Raw genomic sequence first — 25582 nt, 5'->3', positions numbered from 1 at the left:
GACTTTAGACCGTAATTTAAATTGCCATTTTCCAAAAAATATTAGTAAAATATATTTTATTTTAACGCTGCTATTTATGTTAAGAAAATCATAATAAAATTCATAATTCCTTAACATAAAACACAATAAAAGTTATAAATTTGCGCAACTTCAGTAAAATAAAAATTAAAAATAAAGCTTTATTGCCTGAAAGTAACCCCAAATTAACCAAATAAAATTACCCTATGAAAAAAATCTACTCTACATTATTACTTCTTGTTGTAACAGCAGCTATAGCGCAAATACCAAGCGGCTATTACGCCACTTCGACTGGAACCGGCTACACCTTGAAAACGCAATTATACAACATTATCAAAGGACATACTGACCCAGGATATGCAGGATTGTATACCACGTATCAAACATCAGATAGGGATTATTACTATGAAAATGACGGTACAATTTTAGACATGTATTCTGAAAAACCAACAGGAACAGATCCCTACTCGTATGGTGCAGGGACAACACAAAGATGCGGTACTTATAGCGTAGAAGGCGATTGTTACAATAGAGAACATATCATTCCGCAATCTACTTTTAATTCTGCTGCACCAATGGTTTCCGATGCGCATTTTATCACCCCTACAGATGGAAAAGTAAACGGGCAGCGTTCTAATTATCCACACGGACCGGTAACATCTGCAACTTGGACTTCTTTGAATGGAAGTAAACTTGGAGCAAGCACAACTTCTGGTTATTCCGGACCTATTTTTGAGCCAATTAGCGAATTCAAAGGGGATATTGCACGGATGTACTTTTATTTTGCAACCCGTTATGAAAATACTGTAGCTGGTTATTCTTATGCAATGTTTAATAACTCAAGTAACCAAGTATTTACTACAGCATTTTTAAATTTACTTATTTCTTGGCACAATCAAGATCCAGTTAGCGCGAGAGAAATAGCACGCAACAATGCTATATATGCAATCCAAAAAAATAGAAATCCTTTTATTGACCATCCGGAATATGTACAAGCAATATGGAACCCAACAGGTGATACACAAGTTCCAACTGCTCCAGCTAACCTAGTATCCACTACAAAAACAACGAACTCCATTTCATTAAATTGGTCAGGATCAACGGACAACACTGCTGTAACTGGCTATAATGTTTATATGAACAGCGCTTTAAAAGCAACGGTAACTGGACTTTCCACTACTATTACTGGATTAACAGCTTCAACAACTTACGCTTTCACTGTAAAGGCTAAAGATGCAGCAGGAAATATTTCTGCTTCAAGTAACACTATAAACGTTACAACAACTGCAAGCGGTTCTACTGCGACTGATTTGTTATTCTCAGAATATATTGAAGGTTCTTCGAATAATAAAGCATTGGAGATTTCAAATGCAACGGGTGCTGCAATTAATTTATCAATTTACAGTATCAAAAAACAAACGAATGGAGCCGGTGCTTGGAGTGCAGGATTAACATTAACTGGAACGTTAAATAACGGAAGTAAATTTACTATCGTAAACAGTTTAATGGCGTCCAGTTGTTATCCAATAAGCGCTGCAAACATCTCTACATCGGCAACTGAGATTGCTTTTAATGGAAATGATGCTATAGGTTTATTCAAAAATGGTATCTTAATTGACATCGTTGGAACTTTTAATGGCGGAACGGCAAACTTTGCAGCGGATCAAACCCTTCGAAGAAAAGCTACTGTTACTTCTCCTACAACTACTTTCAATAAAACAACCCAATGGGATTCTTACACTTCAGACACGTGTAACAATTTAGGAAGTCGCATCGTTGCAAAAGAGTCTAAAACAGAAACTATTTTAGATATGGATGCAATTGTTATTTATCCAAATCCATCGCATGGAACTTTCTCTGTCAATCATTCGAATAAAATGTATTCTATTGAAATTTATTCTATCATTGGCCAGAAAATTTACAGCGAAGAAAACAGCACCAAATCAGAAATTACGGTGCCGAACATTGCGAAAGGAACATACTTAGTTCGCGTTACTATCGATTCGGATTCAGTCATAAAAAAATTAATAATCAACTAATTCAAACAGCGGCAAATTTGCCGCTTTTTTTATAGCCAAAATTTAATCTTAATTGTTTAAATTTGCACCGCAATACAACAAACTACATAACAATGATCCATTTCTTTGAAAACCAAAGCAAAACTGTTTTTGCTGTACACACGCAAAACATATCGAGCGCAGACGAGATATCGGCTCAAGACATTTCAAAATTAAACTGGCTTTTTGCCAACTCCAATAAAATAGAAAAATCCGTATTGACGGATTTTTTTGTTGGTCCTCGGGCCACAATGATAACGCCTTGGAGTACCAATGCCGTTGAAATAACCCAAAACATGGGTATCACTGGAATCATTCGAATCGAAGAATTTCACAAAGTGACGGAAGATTTTGCGGATTTTGACCCGATGCTTTCCCAAAAATATACAGAATTAAATCAGGAAATTTTCACTATCCGCGTGCAACCGGAACCTATTCTGAATATTGAAGATATAAATGGCTACAACAAAAAAGAAGGCTTGGCATTAAGTCTTGAGGAAGTAGAATACCTAGATAATTTAGCTATAAAATTAAAAAGAAAACTAACCGATTCTGAGATATTTGGCTTCTCCCAAGCCAATTCAGAACACTGTCGCCATAAAATTTTTAACGGAACATTTGTGATTGATGGCGAAGAAAAGGAAACATCTCTTTTCAAATTAATCAAAAAAACATCTCAAGAAAACCCAAACGATATTGTTTCGGCATACAAAGATAATGTGGCTTTTGTAAAAGGGCCAAGAGTGCAACAATTTGCTCCAAAATCAGCTGATAAAGCTGACTTTTATGAAATAAAAGAATTTGATTCGGTTATTTCGTTAAAAGCAGAAACACATAATTTTCCAACCACCGTTGAGCCGTTCAATGGCGCTGCAACTGGTTCCGGAGGAGAAATTCGCGATCGTTTAGCAGGTGGACAAGGTTCATTACCATTAGCTGGAACTGCAGTTTACATGACTTCGTATTCTCGATTAGAAGATCAAGAAGCTTTTCAAGGCAAACCTTGGGAGCAAGGAATGGAAGAAAGAAAATGGTTGTATCAAACGCCAATGGACATTTTGATCAAAGCTTCAAATGGAGCTTCTGATTTTGGAAACAAATTTGGACAACCACTTATTACAGGTTCTGTTTTAACTTTCGAACATCAAGAAAACAATCGCAAAATTGGATACGATAAAGTAATCATGCAAGCGGGAGGAATTGGATACGGAAAATTAGACCAAGCCATTAAGAAAAAACCACAAGAAGGCGATAAAATCGTTATTCTAGGTGGAGAAAATTATAGAATTGGAATGGGTGGTGCTGCGGTTTCCTCTGCGGATACTGGCGCTTTTGGTTCCGGAATTGAGTTGAATGCGATTCAGCGTTCGAACCCAGAAATGCAAAAACGCGCTGCTAATGCCATTCGTGGTTTGGTAGAAAGTGACCATAACCCAATTGTTTCCATTCACGATCACGGCGCTGGTGGACATTTAAACTGTCTGTCGGAATTAGTAGAAGAAACCGGTGGATTAATCGATTTAGATAAATTGCCTGTAGGCGACCCTACCCTTTCGGCAAAAGAAATCATCGGTAACGAATCTCAAGAAAGAATGGGATTAGTTATTGGTCAAAAAGATATTGCTTTGTTACAAAGAGTGGCAGACAGAGAGCGTTCTCCTATGTACCAAGTAGGTGACGTAACAGGCGACCATCGTTTTACGTTTGAATCTAAATCAACAGGTGCTAAACCGATGGATTATGCTTTAGAAGATTTCTTTGGAAGTTCTCCAAAAACGGTAATGAATGATAAAACAATTGCTTACAATTATCCTGCTTTAGAATATGATGTCAAAAATATTTCTACCTATTTAGAGCAAGTTTTACAACTGGAAGCCGTAGCTTGTAAAGACTGGTTGACCAATAAAGTAGACCGTTGCGTAGGTGGTAAAGTAGCCAAACAACAAACAGCTGGACCCTTACAATTGCCTTTGAACAATTGTGGTGTAATGGCTTTAGATTATCAAGGAATTGAAGGCATCGCGACTTCTATAGGTCACGCTCCTATTTCAGCCTTGATTGATCCTATTGCAGGAAGTAGAAATGCAATTGCCGAATCATTATCAAATATTGTTTGGGCACCAATTAAAGGAGGCTTGGACGGTATTTCCCTTTCGGCTAACTGGATGTGGGCTTGTAAAAATGAAGGTGAAGACGCTCGTTTATACGCCGCTGTGCAAGGTTGTTCGGATTTTGCAATCGAATTGGGAATCAATATTCCAACCGGAAAAGATTCACTTTCAATGAAACAAAAATATCCAAATGAAGAAGTAATCGCACCGGGAACGGTAATTATTTCGGCAGGTGGGAACTGTATCGATATTAGAAAAGTAGTAGAACCTGTTCTTCAAAAAGACGGCGGTTCTATTTATTATATCAATTTATCGCAAGACGATTTCAAATTAGGAGGTTCTTCCTTTGCACAAACCTTGAACGCTATAGGAAATGAAACACCAACAATCAAAGATGCGGCTTTCTTTAAAAATGCATTCAACACCATCCAAGAGTTAATTTTAGACAATCAAATTCTTGCAGGACATGATGTAGGAAGTGGTGGTTTGATTACTACATTATTGGAAATGTGTTTTGCCGATGTGAATTTAGGTGCAAAAATAGATTGCTCTGTTTTTGAAGAAAAAGATAGTGTTAAATATTTATTTGCTGAGAATATCGGAATCGTTTTCCAAGCGAAAGATGATTCTACTATTGAAGCTAAATTAAACGCTAATGGAGTTGCTTTCTACAAATTAGGAAATGCTACAACCAATGCTACTCTGGATCTTGGATCTTACCAATTGGATATAGTAAAATACAGAGATATTTGGTTTAAAACTTCCTTTTTATTAGACCAAAAACAATCTAAAAACGGAATGGCTCAAGAGCGTTTCGATAACTATAAAAACCAACCATTACAGTTTACATTCCCTAAACACTTTACTGGTAAGTTACCTGTCACTTCGAGCGCAGTCGAGAAGCCTAAAGCAGCTATTATTCGTGAAAAAGGAAGTAATTCTGAGCGTGAAATGGCAAATGCAATGTACTTGGCTGGTTTTGATGTCAAAGACATTCACATGACTGATTTGATTTCAGGACGTGAAAACTTAGAAGACATTCAATTCATTGGAGCTGTGGGAGGATTCTCTAACTCTGATGTTTTAGGTTCAGCTAAAGGTTGGGCTGGAGCCTTCAAGTACAATGAAAAAGCAAATACTGCCTTGAAAAACTTTTTCAAAAGAGAAGACACTTTATCTGTGGGGATTTGTAACGGCTGTCAATTGTTTGTGGAATTAGAATTAATCCATTCAGAACACGAGCAAATGCCAAAAATGTTGCACAACGATAGTAACAAACACGAAAGTATATTTACCTCCGTAACAGTACAAGAAAACAAATCAGTGATGTTATCTAGCTTAGCTGGATCGACATTAGGCGTTTGGGTTTCGCATGGTGAAGGTAAATTTGAATTACCATTAGGCGAAGAACAGTACAATATAGTAGCGAAATATGCTTACGAAGGCTATCCAGCAAATCCGAATGGATCTCACTATGATGTAGCAATGCTTTGCGATGTGACAGGCCGTCATTTAGTGATGATGCCACACATTGAGCGTTCTACTTTTCAATGGAATTGGGCACATTATCCAAAGGATAGAAACGACGAAGTTTCACCTTGGCATGAAGCTTTTGTCAATGCTAAGAAATGGATTGATCAGAAATAATTTTTTATTAAAATACCAAAAGCGCTCTCTTTCGAGAGCGCTTTTTTTGTGGGATACTATTTAAATATTTAATGCGAGATAAACAATCTCACATTGAAAAACAGGAAACGCATATATGTTTTGAAAAGGATCTGTTGTATTTTGCAACACTAGGCGTTCAGTATAGCAATTGTGTTTCGGGAAATTTGGAAAAAAGTCCGAAGCAGTCCTGTAATTCAAAATGGACAACCATAAAACCGCACTAAATCAGACCGTCAATGTATCAACAATCGCGGAAACAGGTCGGATTGCAATCGTGTTTTCAATGGTAGGACCAGCCACCCAAACTGTTTTGTAAGTCACTTCGGTAGCTGCTTTGCTAACGGCATTTGATCCCAAAAGATAACGAATCATTTTTACCCATTTTTTCAGACTTTTATTCTTGCTCAAAGTTCTTTCAATCCAAGATTGCTTCGTTCCTACTTTTTGAACGTAAGGTGTTTTGATCACTGTGCAAGGCGTACCAGATATTTTCTCAGTTAGAACAATATCTTTAGCACCATAATCGACGCAAGCTTGTTTGTACTCTTCAGAAACGCCTGATTCGATTGAGGCTATAAATGGACTACCCACAGATACGCCAACGGCACCATAACCTAACATTGTATCTAAATCCGCTTTAGTACTCACGCCACCTGCAGAAATAACGGGCAATGTTGTGTTCACATTCAACTCTTTTATTAAATCTTCTGGCGAATGATCCCCTCTATGTCCTCCAGCCAAATTATTGACTGCAATCAGAGCATCGGCACCTAAACTTTCAACTTTTTTGGCGAAAGCCAAATCGGTAACGTCACAAAAAACTTTTATTCCTACTTTATGGGCGGCATTAATAGTTTCTTCGGGTGATCCTAAAGAAGTGATAATAAAATCTACTTTCTCGGCGCATAAAACAGCTAATTGATCTTTGTATTTTATATTTGATTTATTGACAATCAAATTATATCCAAAACTTCCTCCGGGAACTTTAGCAGCTCTAAGCTCCAGAATTGAAGCGCGTAATTCCTCTAAAGTTCTGTAGTTTAAGGCTGGTATGCAACCTGCCACACCTACTTTCATGCCTTCAATTACCATTTTAGTATTCGAAACCAAAAACATAGGCGCCATTATCAGCGGTCTATCGATGTTTAAAAGAGAGGTTAACGTGGGCTTTATCATTACATTAAGTTTTAATTGAAACAAATATAAGTAAACATACTATGCACGCCTACTATTTATAATGATATCATTCCAATGACGGACATACTAGTGCACAAAAATGAAATAGGTCTTGTTTTAAAAAAGGATTCGAAGCTATTTTATACTAGTAAAAACACTTAATAATTCTCATACCAATTGAATTTTTCTTTAACTATATTATCCTTTTCTTTATGCATATAATCCAAGAGCGCAGCAGCAACTGGACCATGTTTTTTTCCTTTCAGCCATATTAAACTCCAGGTTGTTTTAATTGGCAACCCTTTAAAAGGAATAATTTGCAGTTCCTGATTGGATAACTCATTTTTGATTCCAATTAAAGGCATAATAGAACATCCTAATCCTGCGATCACCGCTTGCTTGACTGCTTCATTAGAAGTAAGTTCCATTTTTTTTTGAATAATAACAGCATTTCGCTCGATAAAACGTTCCATTGTTTGGCGCGTGCCAGACCCTTTTTCCCTGTAAATTAGCGGAATTTCTTTGAATATCTCATTTAGATCTGTAGCGTCTTTAAAGTCTGTTTTAGAGTCACTGACCAAATATAATTTATTTTGAAGCAAATCTAATTTTTCAATATTTAAGGTCGTAGGTAAAACGGACACTAGGGCAAAATCCACTTCGTTTTTTTCCAAACTACTAATTACTCCACTTTTATTGGTTACGTCCATTTGCAATTCGATGCCGGAATGTTCTTTAATAAAATCTGCTAGGAAGAACGGCATAATATATTTACCTGTCGAAACAATAGAAATTTTTAATCGTCCAGTTAATTGCCCCTTGTACGCCATCGTTTTAAAATTAATGGCCTCGACTTGATTTATTATTTTTTCTGCTACCTCAGCAATTTCGTTTCCAAAATCGGTAACATACAATCTTCTACCTACCACTTCGGTTAAGGGAATGTCAAATTGATCTTGAAAATTTTTGAGTTGAATAGATACCGCAGGTTGAGTTAGGTGCAACACTTCGGACGCTTTTGTGACACTCTGCGTTTTGACAACCTTTAAAAATATCTGAAGCTGATGTAAAGTATAATTCATAAATTTATTTAATGATTACTATTGCAAATATAAATAAAAATTTATGAATAAAAACACTGAAATTTGCTGTTATATAAGTACCACCTCTTTTATTAAACAAAACAGAGTTTAAGTACGAGTATTTATGAAATGAAAAAACAAGAAAATGATAAAACAGGAATTGCCGCACATAGTCGTGCGCTTGGAATTTGCTCTATACCATTTACTTTTCTAATATTTTGAATTAGTAACCAAATAATAGGATATTATAGATGCATATAGATGCTTATGACATTCGCTTAACTTTTTGAGAAATTAGAAGTTAAGCGAAGTAATTCCACTTCAAAAAGCATAACAATCTTAAAAATTACAAATCATAAAATAAAAATAGTAGTACTGCTAATTCCACATAAAAAATGAGACTAACAAAACCAACTTTTAAAATAATCCTCTGGACTGCTGTTTTAATTTCAGCTTTAGTAATCACCATACTAATTGACGACTTACTATCTACGCAATTTTCCCAATCAAAAATTATTATTGCCCTGTAATTTTATTATCAATTCTATCCTTTAACAACAAATAAATCCCACGATAAAACATGAAACTAACACGATCTTTTTTGACGATAATGCTCTGGACTGCGATTTTAATTATAGCTATACTGAGCACAATTCAGTTTGACGATTTAATATTAAGCGAATTATCTTACGCAGTAATTTTAATTGCACTATTAAACCTTATTCGCTTACCAACCTGTAACACTATCAAACCAATTTTCACAAATGGAAAAAATACAAAAAATTCAATTGACTAAAGGGCCATTCACAAATGAAGAAGCCAAAGAAGTTTTATTCAATCTGATAAACACAAAAATTAATTTTCATAATCTTAAAAACTTTAGTTCTGATATACGATCAGGTAAAGCTGACGAAGCGGGTTTAAAAAGAGTAATAGAACTAACGGAAGCAAAAACAACTATTGATCAGATTATAAGTTACGCTAATAAAGAAAATCTAAAAATAAAAATAGATACTGATATCATGATTACAATTGAATAACACATGTTCGCAGAAAGAAAGTTACTCATTGCCACTAAGCACGAGAAAGAAAAAGTAATAGCTCCCCTTTTTGAAAAAGAACTAGGCGTCCACTGTTTTGTTATTCCAGAATTTGATTCGGATGTACTTGGAACATTCACCGGCGAAATAGAACGCAAGGACGATCCAATTACAACACTTAAAAATAAATGTTTAATGGCCTTAGCTCTCACAGATTGCGACATGGTAATCGCTAGCGAAGGTTCCTTTGGACCTCATCCCTCCCTTTTTTTTGCTCACGCCAATGATGAAATAGTACTACTCCTTGATAAAAAAAATAAGATAGAAATTATCGCCCGAGAATTGAGTCTAGAAACGAACTTTAATGGTGCTGAGATTAAAAATGAGTTACAATTAAGGGAATTTGCTGAAAAAGTAAATTTTCCTTCTCATGGTTTAATTGTAAAAAAAACAAAGGATGATTGTACTGAAGTTGAAAAAGGAATTACAGATTGGGACACCCTAAACATCATTTTTCAAAAATTCATACAGCAATTTGGCATGGCCTACGTTGAAACGGACATGCGGGCAATGTATAACCCAACCCGAATGAAAGTGATTGAGAAGGCTACCAAAAAACTCATCACAAAAATACAATCCTGTTGCCCTGCATGCTTTACACCAGGATTTGGAATTACCGATGCTAAACCAGGTTTACCCTGCAATTTATGCCACGGTCCCACTCGATCAACTTTAAGCTACATTTACACCTGTCAGAAATGCTCTTTTACCAAAGAAGACAAATTTCCAAATAAAAAATTAACTGAAGATCCCATGTATTGTGATTTTTGCAACCCTTAACAAATTATGATTAGTAATGCTATTGAACTCGCTGTAGAACTTTTAAAAAAGGAGGATATCATTGGTTTTCCCACAGAAACGGTTTACGGTTTAGCAGGAAATATTTATAGTGAGAAAGCAATTGATACCATTTACCGCACTAAGCAAAGACCGTCTTTTAATCCTTTGATTGTACACATTAAACAAATAGAGGATTTAAATAAAGTAGCCATAGAAATACCGGAATCTGCTAAAATTTTGGCCAAACTATTTTGGCCTGGACCACTAACCCTTTTACTAAAAAAGCATGCTTCGGTCCCAGATCGCATAACTGCTGGAAAACCAACAGTTGCCGTTAGAATCCCAAATCATCCTGTAGCATTATCCCTTTTGCACCAACTCGATTTTCCTTTGGCAGCACCTAGCGCAAACCCATTTAGTTCTATTAGTCCAACTTCAGCGGAACATGTTGAGAACTATTTTGGAGACAAACTGCCGATGGTTTTAGATGGCGGTGTATGTAAAGCAGGAATAGAGTCAACAATTGTTGGCTTTCATGACGATGAAATAATTATTTATCGTTTGGGAGCCATCTCAAAAGAAGAAATTGAAAAAATTGTAGGACCAGTATCTCTTTTGAATAAAAACGAAAACGCTCCTGAAGCACCTGGTATGTTATCAAGACATTATGCTCCTAAATCGACTTTATTTTTAACAACCAATGTTTTAGAACAGGTTAAGTTGTTTCCAAATAAAAAAATTGGATTATTACTATTTAAACAACCGGAAAAAGAGCAAGACGTTGCATGCCAAATTATTCTTTCTCCTTCTGGCAATTTACAAGAAGCAACTTCAAAATTATATGCTTCACTACATGAATTAGACAGCATGCAAATCGACATTATCCTTGCCGAACGCTTCCCTGATAATGGCCTAGGAAGAACAATTAATGATCGATTGGAAAGAGCTTCCAAAAACAGATAACCAATGAGGATTTTAATCAAAAATGCGACCGTAGTCAATGAAGGTCTAATGAAAATTACTGATGTTTTAATTGTTGGAGAGCGTATCGAAACCATATCAAATAACATTACAGATAATGAAGCACATATCATAGAAGCAGAAGGTTTGTATCTTTTGCCAGGTATCATTGATGATCAAGTTCATTTTAGAGAACCGGGGCTTACCAGCAAAGCAACGATTTACTCAGAATCTAAAGCAGCTGCAGCGGGCGGCATTACCTCTTATATGGAAATGCCAAACACGATACCAAATACTTTAACCCAACAATTACTTGAAGATAAATACACTATTGCTTCTCAGACTTCCTTAGTCAACTATTCCTTTTTTATGGGAATTAATAAAGACAATTTAGAAGAAGCCCTGAAAACGAACACTGAAAATGTCTGCGGTATTACTGATGATGGACTTTATTTTAATAATGATGAAGGCATTTTGGCAAATTATCCCGATTTTTTAGAAAAACTCTTTTCGAGATCAGAGACACTTATTGCCCTGCATAGTGAAGATGACGCAATCATCAAAAGAAATACAGAATGGTACCGGAAACAATATGGTGCAGACATTCCTTTTGATTGTCATCCCAAAATAAGAAGCGAGGGAGCGTGTGTGACCGCTACAAAACGAGTATTGCAAATTGCCCGAAAACACAACAATAGGCTGCACTTCTTTCATATTTCTACTTTGGCAGAAGCCTATTTATTTGATAATACAACCCCAATAAGTGAGAAGCGAATCACAGCGGAGGCCTGCATTCATCATCTTTGGTTTTCAGATCAAGATTATCAAAAATTAGGTTCTAAAATAAAATGGAATCCCGCTATAAAAACAGAACAAGACAAAAATGGTCTTTTACAATCGCTATTAGAAAATAGGTTAGACATCATTGCAACCGATCACGCACCTCATACTCTCAAAGAAAAGTCAGGCACCTATTTTGAGGCTATGTCTGGAGGACCATTAGTGCAACACGCTTTGCCTGTAATGCTTGAATTGTTTCATCAAGGAAAGATTAGCTTGGAAAAAATTGTAGAAAAAATGTGCCACAATGTTGCTCTTATTTATAAAATTAAAGAAAGAGGATACATTCGCGATGGCTATTTTGCTGATTTAGTTCTAGTAGACATCAATAAACCTTGGACAGTAACTCCCAATAATATTCTTTACAAATGCAAGTGGTCGCCTTTTGAAGATCAAGCATTTAAAAGTAAAATTATAAAAACAATAGTCAACGGAACAATTGTATTTAATAATGGAGCCTTTAATGAATCGAAAACTGGAATGAGATTAAAATTTTCTAAAATCAGATAGCGTTTTAAATATCTAAGTAGAATTAAACCCATAACAATTAAAAGTAGTAACAAAATCCAACGAATCAAAAAATATGAACCTTAATTTATTAATTGAAAATCTAACAAATCCAGCATTACTCTTTTTTGTACTCGGAATCATAGCAGTATATTTAAAAAGCGATTTGGAAATACCTCCTAATTCCTCTAAATTTATTTCTCTTTACCTACTCTTCTCCATAGGATTTAAAGGGGGTCAAGAATTGTCACATGAAGTATTCACGAGCGAAATTGTTTGGTCCATGCTGTTTGGAATTTTTATCTCCTCCACAATCCCGCTATACACTTTTTTTATTCTTAAACGAAAATTGAGTGTCTTTGATTCTGGTGCTATTGCTGCAGCTTATGGCTCCGTTAGTGCGGTAACTTTTGTCACGGCAGTTTCGTTTTTGGAGTCCCAGCAGCTAACGCTTCATGGTCACATGGTTGCCATTATGGCTTTAATGGAATCCCCTGCCATCATTATAGGGCTCGTTTTAATATCTTTTTTTAATAAAGATAAAACAACTACAATCGAAAAAAGTACCGTCATCAAACATTCTTTAACAAACGGAAGTGTGCTGCTTATCCTTGGTAGTTTGGTAATTGGTTTCCTGGCTAGCGAAAAACAAGCCCAAGGAATTGAACCCTTTACTAATGATCTTTTTAAAGGATTTCTGGCTATATTTCTATTAGATATGGGAATAACAAGTGGTCGAAAACTCAAATCATTCTTTTCCTTTGGATGGTTCCCCTTCCTTTTTGCGATTCTGATTCCTTTATTCAATGGCTGCCTATTTGCCGTACTAAGTTCGTTGGTGACAACGGACATAACCAATCGCTTTATTTTTGCAGTACTTGCCGCAAGTGCCTCGTATATTGCTGTTCCCGCCGCAATGAAAATTACTGTTCCTAAAGCAAACCCTGGACTCTTTTTACCTATGGCCTTAGCGGTAACTTTTCCAATAAATATCACGATCGGATTGCCTTTGTATTTTCTTGTCGTCCAAAATTTTTAAACCATTTATAGTACTATTCCTGTTCAAGTTATGATGTTTTACTAATTTTAGAATACGAAACGTTTTTACATTTAAAATCAACTTATTACGCCTGAAACTAAGAAAACGATTTCGTTGATTTTCAATAATCCATGAAATTTTTACGATATAAATTCTGATTTACTAAATTTATCCTTATTTTTTTTTTAATTTGCATCTAAATCCAATATTTTTATAATGACAAATATCACTCGCCTCTTTGATTTCCCTTATTATCAGCAAGAAAAGTACAATTCTATTCCAGATGCTTTAGTAAGCAAGCAGAATGGTGAATGGATAAAAACATCTACACAAGAATATATTGCCAAAGCCAATGCGGTATCGCGAGCACTATTAAGAATGGGAGTGCAAAAGGATGATAAAATTGCAATCATCTCCTCTAATAATAGAACGGAATGGAATATTATGGATATTGGCGTTTTGCAAATAGGAGCCCAAAACGTTCCTATTTATCCAACAATTTCTGAAGAAGATTATGAGTATATCCTTAATCATTCCGAAGCTGTTTATTGCTTCGTGTCAGATGCGGAAGTACTTCGAAAAGTAAATTTGATTAAGGACAAAGTGCCTTCTCTAAAAGATGTCTACTCATTCAATGAAATTGAAGGGTGTAAAAACTGGAATGATTTATTGATTCTAGGCGTTGATACCGGAAATCAAGATACCGTTGAAGAGCGAAAAAATAATGTAAAAACCGAAGATTTAGCAACCATTATCTATACCTCTGGAACAACAGGTAGGCCCAAAGGAGTCATGCTTTCTCATAAAAATATTGTATCAAATGTTTTGAATAGTGCGACTAGAATTCCATTTGAAGCAGGGAGAAGTCGTGCTTTGAGTTTCCTTCCTATTTGTCATATTTTTGAGAGAATGATTTTGTACTTATACCAATATTATGGCGTTTCAGTATACTTTGGAGAATCAATTGACAAGATTAGCGATAATTTAAAAGAAGTAAAACCAACAGTTATCACGGCAGTTCCTAGGCTTTTGGAAAAAGTGTACGATAAAATTTATGCTAAAGGAGGTGAATTAACTGGCATCAAGAAGAAACTCTTCTTTTGGGCGATTGACTTAGGTTTAATCTATGAGCCGTATGGTAAAAATGGGTTGTGGTATGAGTTCCAACTCAAAATTGCACGAAAACTGATTTTTAGTAAATGGAAAGAAGGCTTGGGTGGAAACCTTGATTTAATGGTTTCTGGAAGCGCGGCATTACAACCCAGATTAGCACGTATTTTTGCTGCGGCTGAAATCCCAGTTATGGAAGGATATGGTTTGACCGAAACTTCTCCCGTAATCTCCGTTAATGATCTAAGAAATCATGGTTTTAGAGTAGGAACAGTTGGGAAAGTTATTGATAATGTAGAAGTCTTAATAGCGGAAGATGGTGAAATTCTTTGTAAAGGTCCAAACGTTATGATGGGCTATTTTAAAGATGAAAAATTAACTAATGAAGTCATTACAGATGGTTATTTTCACACGGGAGACATCGGAATATTTGACCAAGATGGTTTTTTAAAAATCACGGATCGCAAAAAAGAAATGTTCAAAACTTCTGGAGGAAAATATATTGCGCCACAACTAATTGAAAATACAATGAAGCAATCTCGTTTTATTGAACAAATCATGGTGATTGGTGATGGACAAAAAATGCCCGCTGCATTTATTCAACCTAGTTTTGATTTTATCAAAGAATGGGCTGTTATTCACGGAATCAATATTGGAAAAAGCAATGAAGAAATAATTGTAAACGAAAAAGTAATTGAGCGCATCCAACTTGAAGTGGATAAGTTGAATGAAAAGTTTGGGAATTGGGAAAAAATAAAACGTTTTGAACTGACCCCAGATTTATGGTCTATAGAAGGCGGACAATTGACTCCAACACTAAAATTGAAACGAAAAATTGTAATGGAGAAATACATCGATTTGTTCCACAAAATCTACAACTAGTACACATAAAATCGTTCTGTTATGAAACTAAAAGTCCTACTTTTCGCCGCAATAAGTATGCTGTTACTGTCTAATTGTCAGCAAAAGCCAAAGGACGATTCTATAAAAGCAAATTATTTAGATTTCTCCAAACGAGACGACCAACTCACAGGTGGAATTAAAATGATCCCGATAAAAACACCAAAAGGGACTTTTAAGGTTTGGACGAAAACTGTGGGTAATAATCCAAAAATAAAAGTGCTGCTTTTACACGGCGGTCCTGGATTGACTCATGAATTATACGAAGCTTTCGACGGCTATTTTCCTAACGAAAGCATTGAATACATTTATTACGACCAACTCGGTTCATATTACAGCGATCAACCTGATGACAACAGTTTGTGGACTAACGCACGTTTTGTAGAGGAAGTTGAGCAAGTACGCATCGCATTAGGATTAGACAGTTCTAATTTTTACCTAATGGGGCAATCTTGGGGCGGCATTCTAGCTATGGAATACGCGTTGAAATACCAAAAAAACCTAAAAGGCTTGATTATCTCGAATATGATGGCAAGTGCTCCAGAATATAATGCGTACGCCAAAAATGTTCTAGCTCCACAAATGGATCCTAAAATCCTAAAACAATTACAGGATATGGAGAAAAACAATGATTTTGACAATCCAAAATACAGCGAATTACTCTTTGAATACTATTACACCGAACATGTTTTGAGAATGCCACAAGCGCAATGGCCTGAATCCATAACCCGATGTTTCAAGCACATTAATCCAAATGTATATGTGTATATGCAAGGCCATAGTGAATTTGGCATTACTGGAAATGCGACTCTTAAAAATTGGGATGTCAAAGCGAGATTAAAAACACTTACTGTACCTACGTTGAGTATTGGTTCTAAATACGACACCATGGATCCCGAACACATGAAATGGATTGCCAATGAAGTCCAAAACGGACGTTTCTTGTTCTGCCCTAACGGAAGTCATCTTTCTCAATACGATGATCCAAAAACCTATTTCCCAGGAGTTATTAAATTCTTGAAAGATGTGGATAATGGGGAGTTTAAGAAATCTTAAAAGACTATTTTAAATTGAAAACCATGAATAGCCTTCATGGTTTTCTTATTTAAATGCTTGGATAACAGTTATAAGAGTCCTTCCGAGAAAGAGCTGTATAACAAAGACTTTCCTTTTGTGAATAAAAAAAACAATTAGCGGCTGTAATTACTTTTATTCCAAAATAGTAAATGCTACTAAAAGACTATTATATCATACTTGATTTTCATAGTGCAGTCTGCACTATCGAAATATGAACCTATCCTTTATTTTGGTAACCACTGACCCTCTCTCCTCATTTCAGTAATTGATTTAACCAAACTATTGGTCCCCGACACAGCCGTTCTAGCGCAAATCCATAATATAGTATTATACCATAATAGTTTTAATTTCCTCGTAACTCGATTTGCGTAAGGGATGGAAGTGGCATCCTTTTATGAAACCCAATTTTTTGGGCTTCATAAAAGATACAACGGACAGCCCGACCCGCAGGGATACGCCCAAATAAAATAAATCTTCTTAAAAACGAGCATAATCTCCTGTATTTCAGCGGAGATTTTTTATATTTAATACTTTTTAACAAAAAAATAATTGAATATATTATGCGTGCATAGTATTTTTTATTATATTTGAAAACGATATAGTTACTTATGAAAGATAAAACAATAGATTATATTCTACGTGCCACGTGGCAAGCAGTTTCCAGAATGTACAACGAGGAAGCTTCTAAATATGGGGCAACCATGGCTACAGGGTTTGCTTTATTAAGCATGGATAAGGAAAAAGGAACGCCTTCCACGTCATTGGGTCCAAAAATGGGAATGGAGGCCACTAGCCTAACCAGAACCTTGAAATCCATGGAGGAAAAAGGCCTAATAATCCGGAAAAAAAATCCTGAAGATGGCCGTGGTGTATTGATTTACTTAACCGAATTTGGTAAAGAAAAAAGAGAATTATCAAAAAATACCGTGTTGAAATTCAATGATGCGGTCAAACAATCTATTCCAGAAGAAAAACTAATGCATTTTATAGAGGTGGCTGACATCATAAATGAATTAATTCTAGACAAAAATATTTTTAATCGAACGAGCGTCAACGAACTGACGGATCAATCTGAAAAGATAGAAAATGAAATCTCTAAGATTGTCAGTACTTCTTAAAATTCAGGCTATCTTTTTCTAACAAAAAAACAAATATAAACTAAGTATGAAACGCACAATTAAAAAAGTTGCAGTGATAGGATCCGGAATTATGGGTTCTGGAATTGCGTGCCATTTTGCCAACATTGGAGTTGAAGTTTTACTATTGGACATTGTTCCAAGAGAACTTACGGAAGCAGAAGCTAAAAAAGGACTCACTCTAGAAAGTAAAATAGTAAGAAACCGATTAGTGAATGAGCATTTAGCCAATTCCCTTAAATCGAAGCCCTCTCCTATTTACAGTCAGCAATTTGCAAGCAGAATCACAACTGGAAATACCACTGACGACATGGCAAAAATTGCTACTATGGATTGGATTATTGAAGTTGTAGTAGAACGTTTGGACATCAAGAAAATGGTTTTTGAACAGATTGAAAAATTCAGAAAACCGGGAACCTTAGTAACTTCAAATACGTCTGGAATTCCAATTCACTTTATGAGTGAAGGACGAAGCGAAGATTTTCAAAAACACTTCTGTGGGACCCACTTTTTTAATCCTGCGCGTTATTTGAAATTATTCGAAATCATTCCTGGCCCACGAACAGCAACTGAAGTTTTGGATTTCCTTACAGATTATGGTTCTCGCTTTTTGGGAAAAACTTCGGTTGTTGCCAAAGATACGCCTGCCTTTATTGGAAACCGAATCGGGATTTACGGGATTCAAAGTTTGTTCCATTTGGTAAAAGAAATGGGATTAACGATTGAAGAAGTAGATAAATTGACTGGTCCAGTTATTGGTCGACCAAAATCGGCTACTTTCAGAACGGTTGACGTAGTTGGATTAGATACTTTGGTACATGTTGCCAACGGAATTTACGAAAACTGTCCTAACGACGAACAACACGAATTGTTCAAATTACCAGATTTCGTCAACAAAATGATGGAAAACAAATGGTTGGGAAGCAAAACAGGTCAAGGTTTTTACAAAAAAGTAGACAAAGATATTTTATCTTTAGACTTAGATACATTAGAATACCGTCCGGCTAAAAAAGCGTCTTTCGCTACTTTGGAACTGACAAAAACGATAGATAAACCTATTGATCGTTTCAAGGTTTTGGTAAAAGGGAAAGACAAAGCAGGAGAATTTTATAGAAAGAGCTTTGCTGGAATGTTTGCTTATGTTTCGAATAGAATTCCTGAAATCTCAGATGAATTATACAAGATCGACGATGCAATGAAAGCTGGTTTTGGATGGGAAAATGGTCCATTCGAAATTTGGGATGCCATTGGTGTCGAAAAAGGAATCGACATCATGAAAGCAGAAGGTCTTGAACCAGCAGCTTGGGTAACTGAGATGCTAGCTTCTGGAAGTTCTAGTTTTTATTCTATAAAAGAAGGAGCAACTTTTTTCTACAATATCCCTACGAAGTCACAAAACAAAGTACCAGGTCAGGATGCTTTTATAATCCTGAATAACATTCGCGAAAGCAAAAAAGTGTGGAGTAATAGCGGAGCGATTATACAAGATTTAGGAGACGGAATCTTGAATTTAGAATTCCAATCCAAAATGAATACGATTGGTGGCGATGTTTTGGCCGCAATCAATAAAGCAATCGACTTATCTGAAAAAGAATACCATGGATTGGTTATTGGAAATCAAGCAGCGAATTTCTCTGTTGGTGCCAATATCGGGATGATATTCATGATGGCAGTTGAGCAAGAATATGATGAATTGAATATGGCGATCAAAATGTTTCAAGACACGATGATGCGCGTGCGCTACTCTGGAATTCCAGTGGTAGTTGCACCACACGGAATGACTTTTGGTGGTGGTTGCGAAATGAGTTTGCATGCGGACAAAGTAGTTGCTGCCGCAGAAACATATATGGGATTAGTTGAATTTGGCGTAGGGGTAATCCCAGGCGGTGGTGGTTCGAAAGAATTGGCTATGCGTGCTTCCGATTTATTCCATAAAAATGATGTCGAGCTGAATGTATTACAAGAATATTTCTTGACCATTGCCATGGCCAAAGTATCCACCTCAGGTTATGAAGCGTTTGACACTGGACTTTTACAAAAAGGTAAAGATATTATTGTGGTAAACAAAGACCGTCAAATTGCCGAAGCAAAGAAACATGCTTTACTAATGGCCGAAGCTGGTTACACTCAACCTATTCGCAGAACAGATGTAAAAGTACTAGGAAAACAAGCTTTAGGAATGTTCTTAGTAGGGACGGACCAAATGGAAGCTGGTAAATACATCTCTGAACATGATAAGAAAATAGCAAATAAATTAGCTTATGTAATGGCTGGTGGAGATTTATCGGAACCTACATTAGTGTCTGAACAATACTTATTAGACCTTGAAAGAGAAGCATTTTTATCACTTTGTACGGAAAGAAAAACATTGGAAAGAATCCAATTTATGTTAACCAAAGGAAAACCACTTCGTAATTAGAAAATAGAATAAAGAGGATAGAAGATAGATTCAACACATCGTTCAAAGTTTATTTTCTATTCTGCAAATTCTCTACTCTTAAAAATAAAAAATATGAAAACAGCATATATAGTTAAAGCTTATCGTACTGCGGTAGGTAAAGCACCAAAGGGAGTTTTTAGATTTAAAAGACCCGATGAGTTAGCAGCAGAAACGATTCAATTTATGATGAATGAATTGCCAGACTTTGATAAAACGCGTATTGATGATGTAATGGTAGGAAATGCCATGCCAGAAGCAGAACAAGGTCTTAATGTAGGACGTTTGATCTCTTTGATGGGATTAAAAATTGAAGATGTTCCAGGTGTAACGGTCAACCGGTATTGTGCATCAGGATTGGAAACTATTGGAATGGCAACTGCAAAAATCCAATCAGGAATGGCACATTGTATTATTGCTGGTGGTGCTGAAAGCATGAGTTTTATTCCGATGGGAGGGTACAAGCCCACGCCGGATTATGCTGTTGCAAAAGCAGGAAACGAAGACTACTACTGGGGAATGGGTTTAACAGCCGAAGCCGTTGCACAACAGTTTAAGGTATCTAGAGAAGACCAAGATGAATTTGCTTATCATTCTCACATGAAAGCTTTGAAAGCACAAGCCGAAGGTAAATTTGACAAACAAATTGTTCCTATTACCGTTGAACAAACGTTTATCAACGAAAACGGAAAAAAAGAAACTAAATCCTATATTGTTAATAAAGATGAAGGACCTAGAGCAGGAACTTCAAAGGAAGCGCTGGCTGGTTTACGACCGGTTTTTGAAGCTGGCGGAAGTGTAACAGCTGGTAACTCCTCACAAATGAGTGATGGTGCTGCTTTTGTGCTTGTTATGAGTGAAGAGATGGTAAAAGAATATAATCTTGAACCTATTGCACGATTAGTGAACTTTGCTTCAGCTGGTGTTGAACCTAGAATAATGGGAATAGGACCTGTAAAAGCAATACCAAAAGTATTGAAACAAGCAGGATTAACTATAAATGATATTGACTTAATTGAATTAAACGAAGCTTTTGCCTCACAATCGTTAGCAGTAATAAGAGAACTTAATTTAAACCCTGACATTATTAACGTTAATGGTGGTGCAATTGCAATGGGACACCCACTGGGATGTACTGGAGCTAAATTATCAGTTCAATTATTCGACGAAATGAAACGTCGTGGAAACAAATATGGTATTGTTACGATGTGTGTGGGAACAGGACAAGGTAGTGCTGGGGTTTACGAGCTTTTATAGTCCAACATTATCATTCGTTTTTTGAGGATGAAGATCATGAATAAAAAAACATATTAAAAAATAAAAAAATGGCAGATACAGTTGAAAAAAACGTAACCCGTGGCGGTCAGTTTTTGGTTAAAGAAACAAAGTGCGAGGACATCTTCACTCCAGAAGATTTTACAGAAGAACAATTAATGATGCGGGACTCCGTAAAAGAGTTCGTAGACAAAGAATTATGGGCAAACAAAGATCGTTTTGAGAAAAAGGATTATGCGTATACAGAAGAATGTATGAAAAAAGCAGGAGACTTAGGTCTTTTGGGAGTTGCTGTTCCTGAAGCTTACGGTGGATTGGGAATGGGATTTGTATCAACGATGCTGGTTTGTGATTATATTTCTGGAGCAACGGGATCATTCTCTACTGCTTTTGGAGCGCATACAGGAATTGGAACAATGCCAATTACTTTATACGGAACCGAAGAACAAAAACAAAAATACGTTCCTAAATTAGCTTCAGGCGAATGGTTTGGTGCTTATTGCTTGACAGAACCGGGTGCTGGATCTGATGCCAATTCTGGAAAAACGAAAGCAGTTTTATCTGAAGATGGGACACATTACAAAATCACTGGACAAAAAATGTGGATTTCAAACGCTGGTTTTTGCTCCTTATTTATCGTTTTTGCCCGTATTGGTGATGATAAAAACATTACTGGTTTTATCCTAGAAAACTCAAATGATAACGGAATTTCTATGGGTGAAGAAGAGCATAAATTAGGAATTCGTGCTTCCTCTACAAGGCAAGTTTTTTTCAACGAAACGAAAGTTCCCGTTGAAAACATGTTATCTGAAAGAGGAAATGGTTTTAAAATAGCAATGAATGCATTGAACGTAGGGCGTATTAAATTAGCCGCAGCTTGTTTAGATGCGCAGCGAAGAGTGATTTCTGGTTCTGTGCAGTATGCGAATGAAAGAATCCAATTCAACACTGCGATTTCTCAGTTTGGTGCTATCCGTTCTAAATTAGCCGAAATGGCAACCAGTTGTTATGCAGGTGAGAGTGCTTCTTACCGCGCAGCGAAAGATGTAGAAGATCGAATTTCAGCACGGGAAGCGGAAGGAATTTCACATCAAGAAGCGGAATTAAAAGGAGTTGAAGAATATGCTATTGAATGTTCTATATTGAAAGTAGCGGTTTCTGAAGATGTTCAAAATTGCGCGGATGAAGGTATTCAAATCTTTGGTGGAATGGGATTCTCTGAAGACACTCCAATGGAAAGTGCTTGGAGAGATGCACGTATCGCTCGTATCTATGAAGGTACTAACGAAATCAACAGAATGCTATCTGTAGGAATGTTGATCAAAAAAGCGATGAAAGGTCATGTCGATTTGTTAGGTCCAGCGATGAAAGTTACGGAAGAATTAATGGGAATTCCTTCTTTCGAAACACCTGATTACTCTGAACTTTTTGCAGAGGAAAAAGAAATGATTACCAAATTGAAAAAAGCATTCTTGATGGTTGCTGGTGGGGCAGTTCAAAAATATGGACCCGATTTAGATGCTCATCAACAACTGTTGATGGCAGCTTCTGACATCTTAATTGAAATTTATATGGCTGAAAGTACCATTCTTAGAACTGAAAAATTAGCCAAAAAAGAAGGAGAAGCTAAAGTACAAGAGCAAATTGCTATGGCCAAATTATACCTTTATAAAGCAGTGGACATTGTGACACAAAAAGGAAAAGAAAGTGTAATCTCTTTTGCTGAAGGTGATGAACAACGCATGATGCTAATGGGCTTAAGACGTTTTACTAAATATACCAATATGCCAAATATTGTTGGATTAAGAGAAACTATCACTACTAAGTTAGTAGCAGAAAACGCATATTGCTTCTAATTTAAAGATCATTTTTAGTATTTTTATTTGTCTAGAAAACCGCAACTGTTATAAACAGTGCGGTTTTTTTTATTGCTCTACTGCTTAAATTCAGGATCATTAAGCAACTAAACTTGGTTGGGCATTATAAATCTTTCTAAGTAGTATAAAAATTGTTGGTTAAGTCCTTTTTATTATCGCACTTAAATATCCTGTAAAATGACAGGACGTTATATTAACCATGATTTTCTACAACTTGCCTTTATATTGGCTCTAAATATTTAAAAATTAATTGTACTTTTCACAAAAATTGAATAGGTAAAAAGCCATTTTGTTTTTTTACTCGGTTTTTAACTCTACTGAAGTATTCATTAGCTTACTTATTTTTATATCCATTAAACTGGTGGTTTCATTACTTTCAGTTTAGTAAAAAAGTTAGTAATTTTAGTCACAAATTATTTATTAAAACGCTATTCGTCTTTTCTGTGTCAAAAATTAGCACCGTAAAAAAACAATAAAATTGTTAAGTTAAAAATGAAAAAAGAATTACACAAGAAATTAAACGAGTTACAAGCTACCGCAATATGCGGAAATGATATTAGCTCCTCCTGTTTGTATGTTTCTGCATTAACAATTATGTATGCGGGACAATTTGCATGGATTTCACTGTTAATAGTTGCCGTCGTACTTTTTTTATTCAGAAAAATATACGGGGAAGTAGTAGGTGCCATTCCGCTGAACGGCGGTGCTTATAATGTTTTATTAAATACTTCGACAAAAAGAATAGCTTCTGTCGCAGCCACATTAACCGTCTTGTCTTATATGGCTACTGCCGTGATTTCAGCTTCAGAAGGCATGCATTATTTGCATGGGATTTTTACGGGGTTTGATGTAACGATAGCTACAATTGTTGTCTTAGTAGCTTTCACTGGTTTGGCTATTTTGGGTATTGGCGAATCCGCTTTTGTGGCTGTAATTATTTTTATAATACATTTAATTACATTAAGCACGCTGGTTTTAGCTTCACTATGGTTCATTTCGAATAACGGTTTCCAAACTTTTTATATCAATTGGGAAGTACCAGTGTCCTCTGGCGGTGTCGTTACGGCCTTATTTTTAGGGTTTTCAGCTGCGATGCTTGGTATTTCAGGATTTGAAAGCTCAGCTAATTTTGTAGAGGAACAAGAGCATGGTATTTTTCCAAAAACATTGCGAAACATGTGGGCGATTGTTAGCTTTTTTAATCCAGTATTGGCACTATTGCTTATTTGCATTATTCCTCTTGCAGAGGTTGGAGATCACCGAGAGTCACTTCTTGCCTATTTAGGGCAAACTACGGGAGGTTCTTGGTTAGCTTATCTAATTTCCGTTGATGCGGTTTTAGTTCTTTGCGGTGCCGTATTAACTTCATTTGTTGGAGTTTCAGGATTATTAAACCGTATGACATTGGACCGGATTTTGCCTAATTATTTTTTAAAACAAAACAAACGCGGCTCTAATTATAGAATAATTATTAGTTTTCTAGTATTGTGTGTTTCTGTATTATTTGTTACTAAAGGCGATTTAGTATCGTTAGCTGGCGTATATACTTTTTCTTTTTTAGCTGTAATGGGCCTCTTTGGGATTGGAAATTTACTATTAAAATTCAAACGTAAAAAATTGCCTCGTCCAGAAAGAGCTAGGGGAATTTCAGTTGTGATCGCCATTACTTTTATAGCTATAGCTTTTGCAGGTAATCTCTATATGAATATTGAATCCTTCTATACCTTTATAAAATATCTTTTACCCGCTTTACTTTTCATAGCCATCATGCTCAATCGGACTATTTTAATACAATTATTAATTGATGCCTTGGAATATTTCTCTAAACCACTGCGGAAAATAGTTTTATTTAGCAATCGTTATTTAGTGAAATTAAATGTTAAAATTAATTCCCAGGAATTCGTTTTTTTCACAAAAGGAGATGACGTTGCCATTCTAAACAAGGTAATGCAATATGTAGAAGTCAATGAAACAACTAAAAAATTAAAAATTGTAAATATTAAGAAAGAAGGCGAATCAAATGATTTATTGATCAAAGATTTAGAAGTCCTCGATCGGGCTTATCCAGACATCGATATTGAATTCATAGAAATTAAAGGCACTTTTGGTCCTGAAATAATAGAAGAATTGTCAAAGAAATGGGATATTCCAAAAAACTTTATGTTTATCGGTTCTCCAGGAGATCGTTTTTCTTATAGAATTTCAGAACTGGGTGGTGTACGACTAATTATGTAGAGAAAAAACAGATAGAAATATGATTTTTTTTGCAAATAAAAAATTTATCAATAATGAAAGAAATATTGAACTACACCCTTCTTCTATTTGGAGATTTTAATCCTTGAATTCAATTAATAAATGCGAAAGTTAGGAATCTCAAAGAAAGATGAAATATTTTTTCAGAACAAAGAAAAGAAAATTAATTCTTTTCCCTG

At 35.8% G+C, this 25582-nt stretch carries 17 protein-coding genes; 15 read left to right on the top strand and 2 right to left on the bottom strand.

The genetic code is table 11. From position 1 onward, the window contains the following. Positions 1-224 precede the first annotated feature (224 nt). A complete protein-coding gene (locus BUC11_RS08755) occupies positions 225-2057 on the top strand; it encodes an endonuclease (RefSeq protein ID WP_073353390.1) in 1833 nt (610 codons plus the stop codon). Positions 2058-2149: 92 nt separating this feature from the next. Then, a complete protein-coding gene (gene purL, locus BUC11_RS08750; RefSeq protein WP_073353388.1) occupies positions 2150-5833 on the top strand; it encodes a phosphoribosylformylglycinamidine synthase in 3684 nt (1227 codons plus the stop codon). A 246-nt stretch (positions 5834-6079) separates the two neighbouring features. Here the strand turns inward: purL and BUC11_RS08745 are convergent, their stop codons facing one another. After that, on the bottom strand, positions 6080-7030 hold the full coding sequence (locus BUC11_RS08745) for an NAD(P)H-dependent flavin oxidoreductase (protein WP_073353387.1): 951 nt from the start codon (positions 7028-7030) through the stop codon (positions 6080-6082). A 158-nt stretch (positions 7031-7188) separates the two neighbouring features. Next, positions 7189-8112, bottom strand: coding sequence for a LysR family transcriptional regulator (locus BUC11_RS08740; protein WP_073353384.1), 924 nt, complete (start codon positions 8110-8112; stop codon positions 7189-7191). A gap of 395 nt (positions 8113-8507) precedes the next feature. Between BUC11_RS08740 and BUC11_RS17270 the strand changes: the two genes are divergently transcribed. From BUC11_RS17270 to BUC11_RS08675, 13 genes are all read left to right on the top strand, one after another. Then, complete coding sequence (locus tag BUC11_RS17270) at positions 8508-8642, top strand: hypothetical protein (protein ID WP_262487737.1); 135 nt, start codon at positions 8508-8510, stop codon at positions 8640-8642. Positions 8643-8876: 234 nt separating this feature from the next. Beyond that, positions 8877-9152 (top strand): hypothetical protein, encoded by a 276-nt coding sequence (locus BUC11_RS08730; RefSeq protein WP_073353381.1) that lies wholly within the window; start codon positions 8877-8879, stop codon positions 9150-9152. Positions 9153-9155: 3 nt separating this feature from the next. Beyond that, positions 9156-9992, top strand: coding sequence for a DUF6671 family protein (locus tag BUC11_RS08725; protein ID WP_073353380.1), 837 nt, complete (start codon positions 9156-9158; stop codon positions 9990-9992). A gap of 6 nt (positions 9993-9998) precedes the next feature. Then, positions 9999-10955, top strand: coding sequence for an L-threonylcarbamoyladenylate synthase (locus BUC11_RS08720; protein ID WP_073353378.1), 957 nt, complete (start codon positions 9999-10001; stop codon positions 10953-10955). A gap of 3 nt (positions 10956-10958) precedes the next feature. After that, positions 10959-12302, top strand: coding sequence for a dihydroorotase (locus tag BUC11_RS08715; protein WP_073353377.1), 1344 nt, complete (start codon positions 10959-10961; stop codon positions 12300-12302). 73 nt (positions 12303-12375) lie between these two features. Further along, entirely contained in the window at positions 12376-13338 is a 963-nt protein-coding gene (locus tag BUC11_RS08710; protein ID WP_073353376.1) for a sodium-dependent bicarbonate transport family permease, read from the top strand. 216 nt (positions 13339-13554) lie between these two features. Beyond that, positions 13555-15330, top strand: a complete 1776-nt coding sequence (locus tag BUC11_RS08705; RefSeq protein WP_073353373.1) for an AMP-dependent synthetase/ligase — start codon at positions 13555-13557, stop codon at positions 15328-15330. 21 nt (positions 15331-15351) lie between these two features. Then, positions 15352-16404 (top strand): proline iminopeptidase-family hydrolase, encoded by a 1053-nt coding sequence (locus tag BUC11_RS08700; protein WP_073353372.1) that lies wholly within the window; start codon positions 15352-15354, stop codon positions 16402-16404. Positions 16405-17033: 629 nt separating this feature from the next. Then, positions 17034-17543, top strand: a complete 510-nt coding sequence (locus BUC11_RS08695; RefSeq protein ID WP_073353370.1) for a MarR family winged helix-turn-helix transcriptional regulator — start codon at positions 17034-17036, stop codon at positions 17541-17543. A gap of 46 nt (positions 17544-17589) precedes the next feature. Beyond that, the gene (locus tag BUC11_RS08690) at positions 17590-19980 is read left to right on the top strand and encodes a 3-hydroxyacyl-CoA dehydrogenase/enoyl-CoA hydratase family protein (RefSeq protein WP_073353369.1); all 2391 of its coding nucleotides are present in this window, start codon (positions 17590-17592) and stop codon (positions 19978-19980) included. Positions 19981-20073: 93 nt separating this feature from the next. Further along, the gene (locus BUC11_RS08685; RefSeq protein ID WP_073353367.1) at positions 20074-21255 is read left to right on the top strand and encodes an acetyl-CoA C-acyltransferase; all 1182 of its coding nucleotides are present in this window, start codon (positions 20074-20076) and stop codon (positions 21253-21255) included. A 68-nt stretch (positions 21256-21323) separates the two neighbouring features. After that, positions 21324-23129: an acyl-CoA dehydrogenase family protein gene (locus tag BUC11_RS08680; protein WP_073353366.1), complete on the top strand. Its 1806-nt coding sequence runs from the start codon at positions 21324-21326 to the stop codon at positions 23127-23129. A gap of 513 nt (positions 23130-23642) precedes the next feature. Then, positions 23643-25385 (top strand): APC family permease, encoded by a 1743-nt coding sequence (locus tag BUC11_RS08675; protein ID WP_073353364.1) that lies wholly within the window; start codon positions 23643-23645, stop codon positions 25383-25385. The last annotated feature ends 197 nt before the right edge of the window (positions 25386-25582 follow it).

It is taken from the genome of Flavobacterium xanthum, assembly GCF_900142695.1.
GTDB lineage: Bacteria > Bacteroidota > Bacteroidia > Flavobacteriales > Flavobacteriaceae > Flavobacterium > Flavobacterium xanthum.
This window is presented reverse-complemented; position numbering and strand designations above follow the sequence as displayed.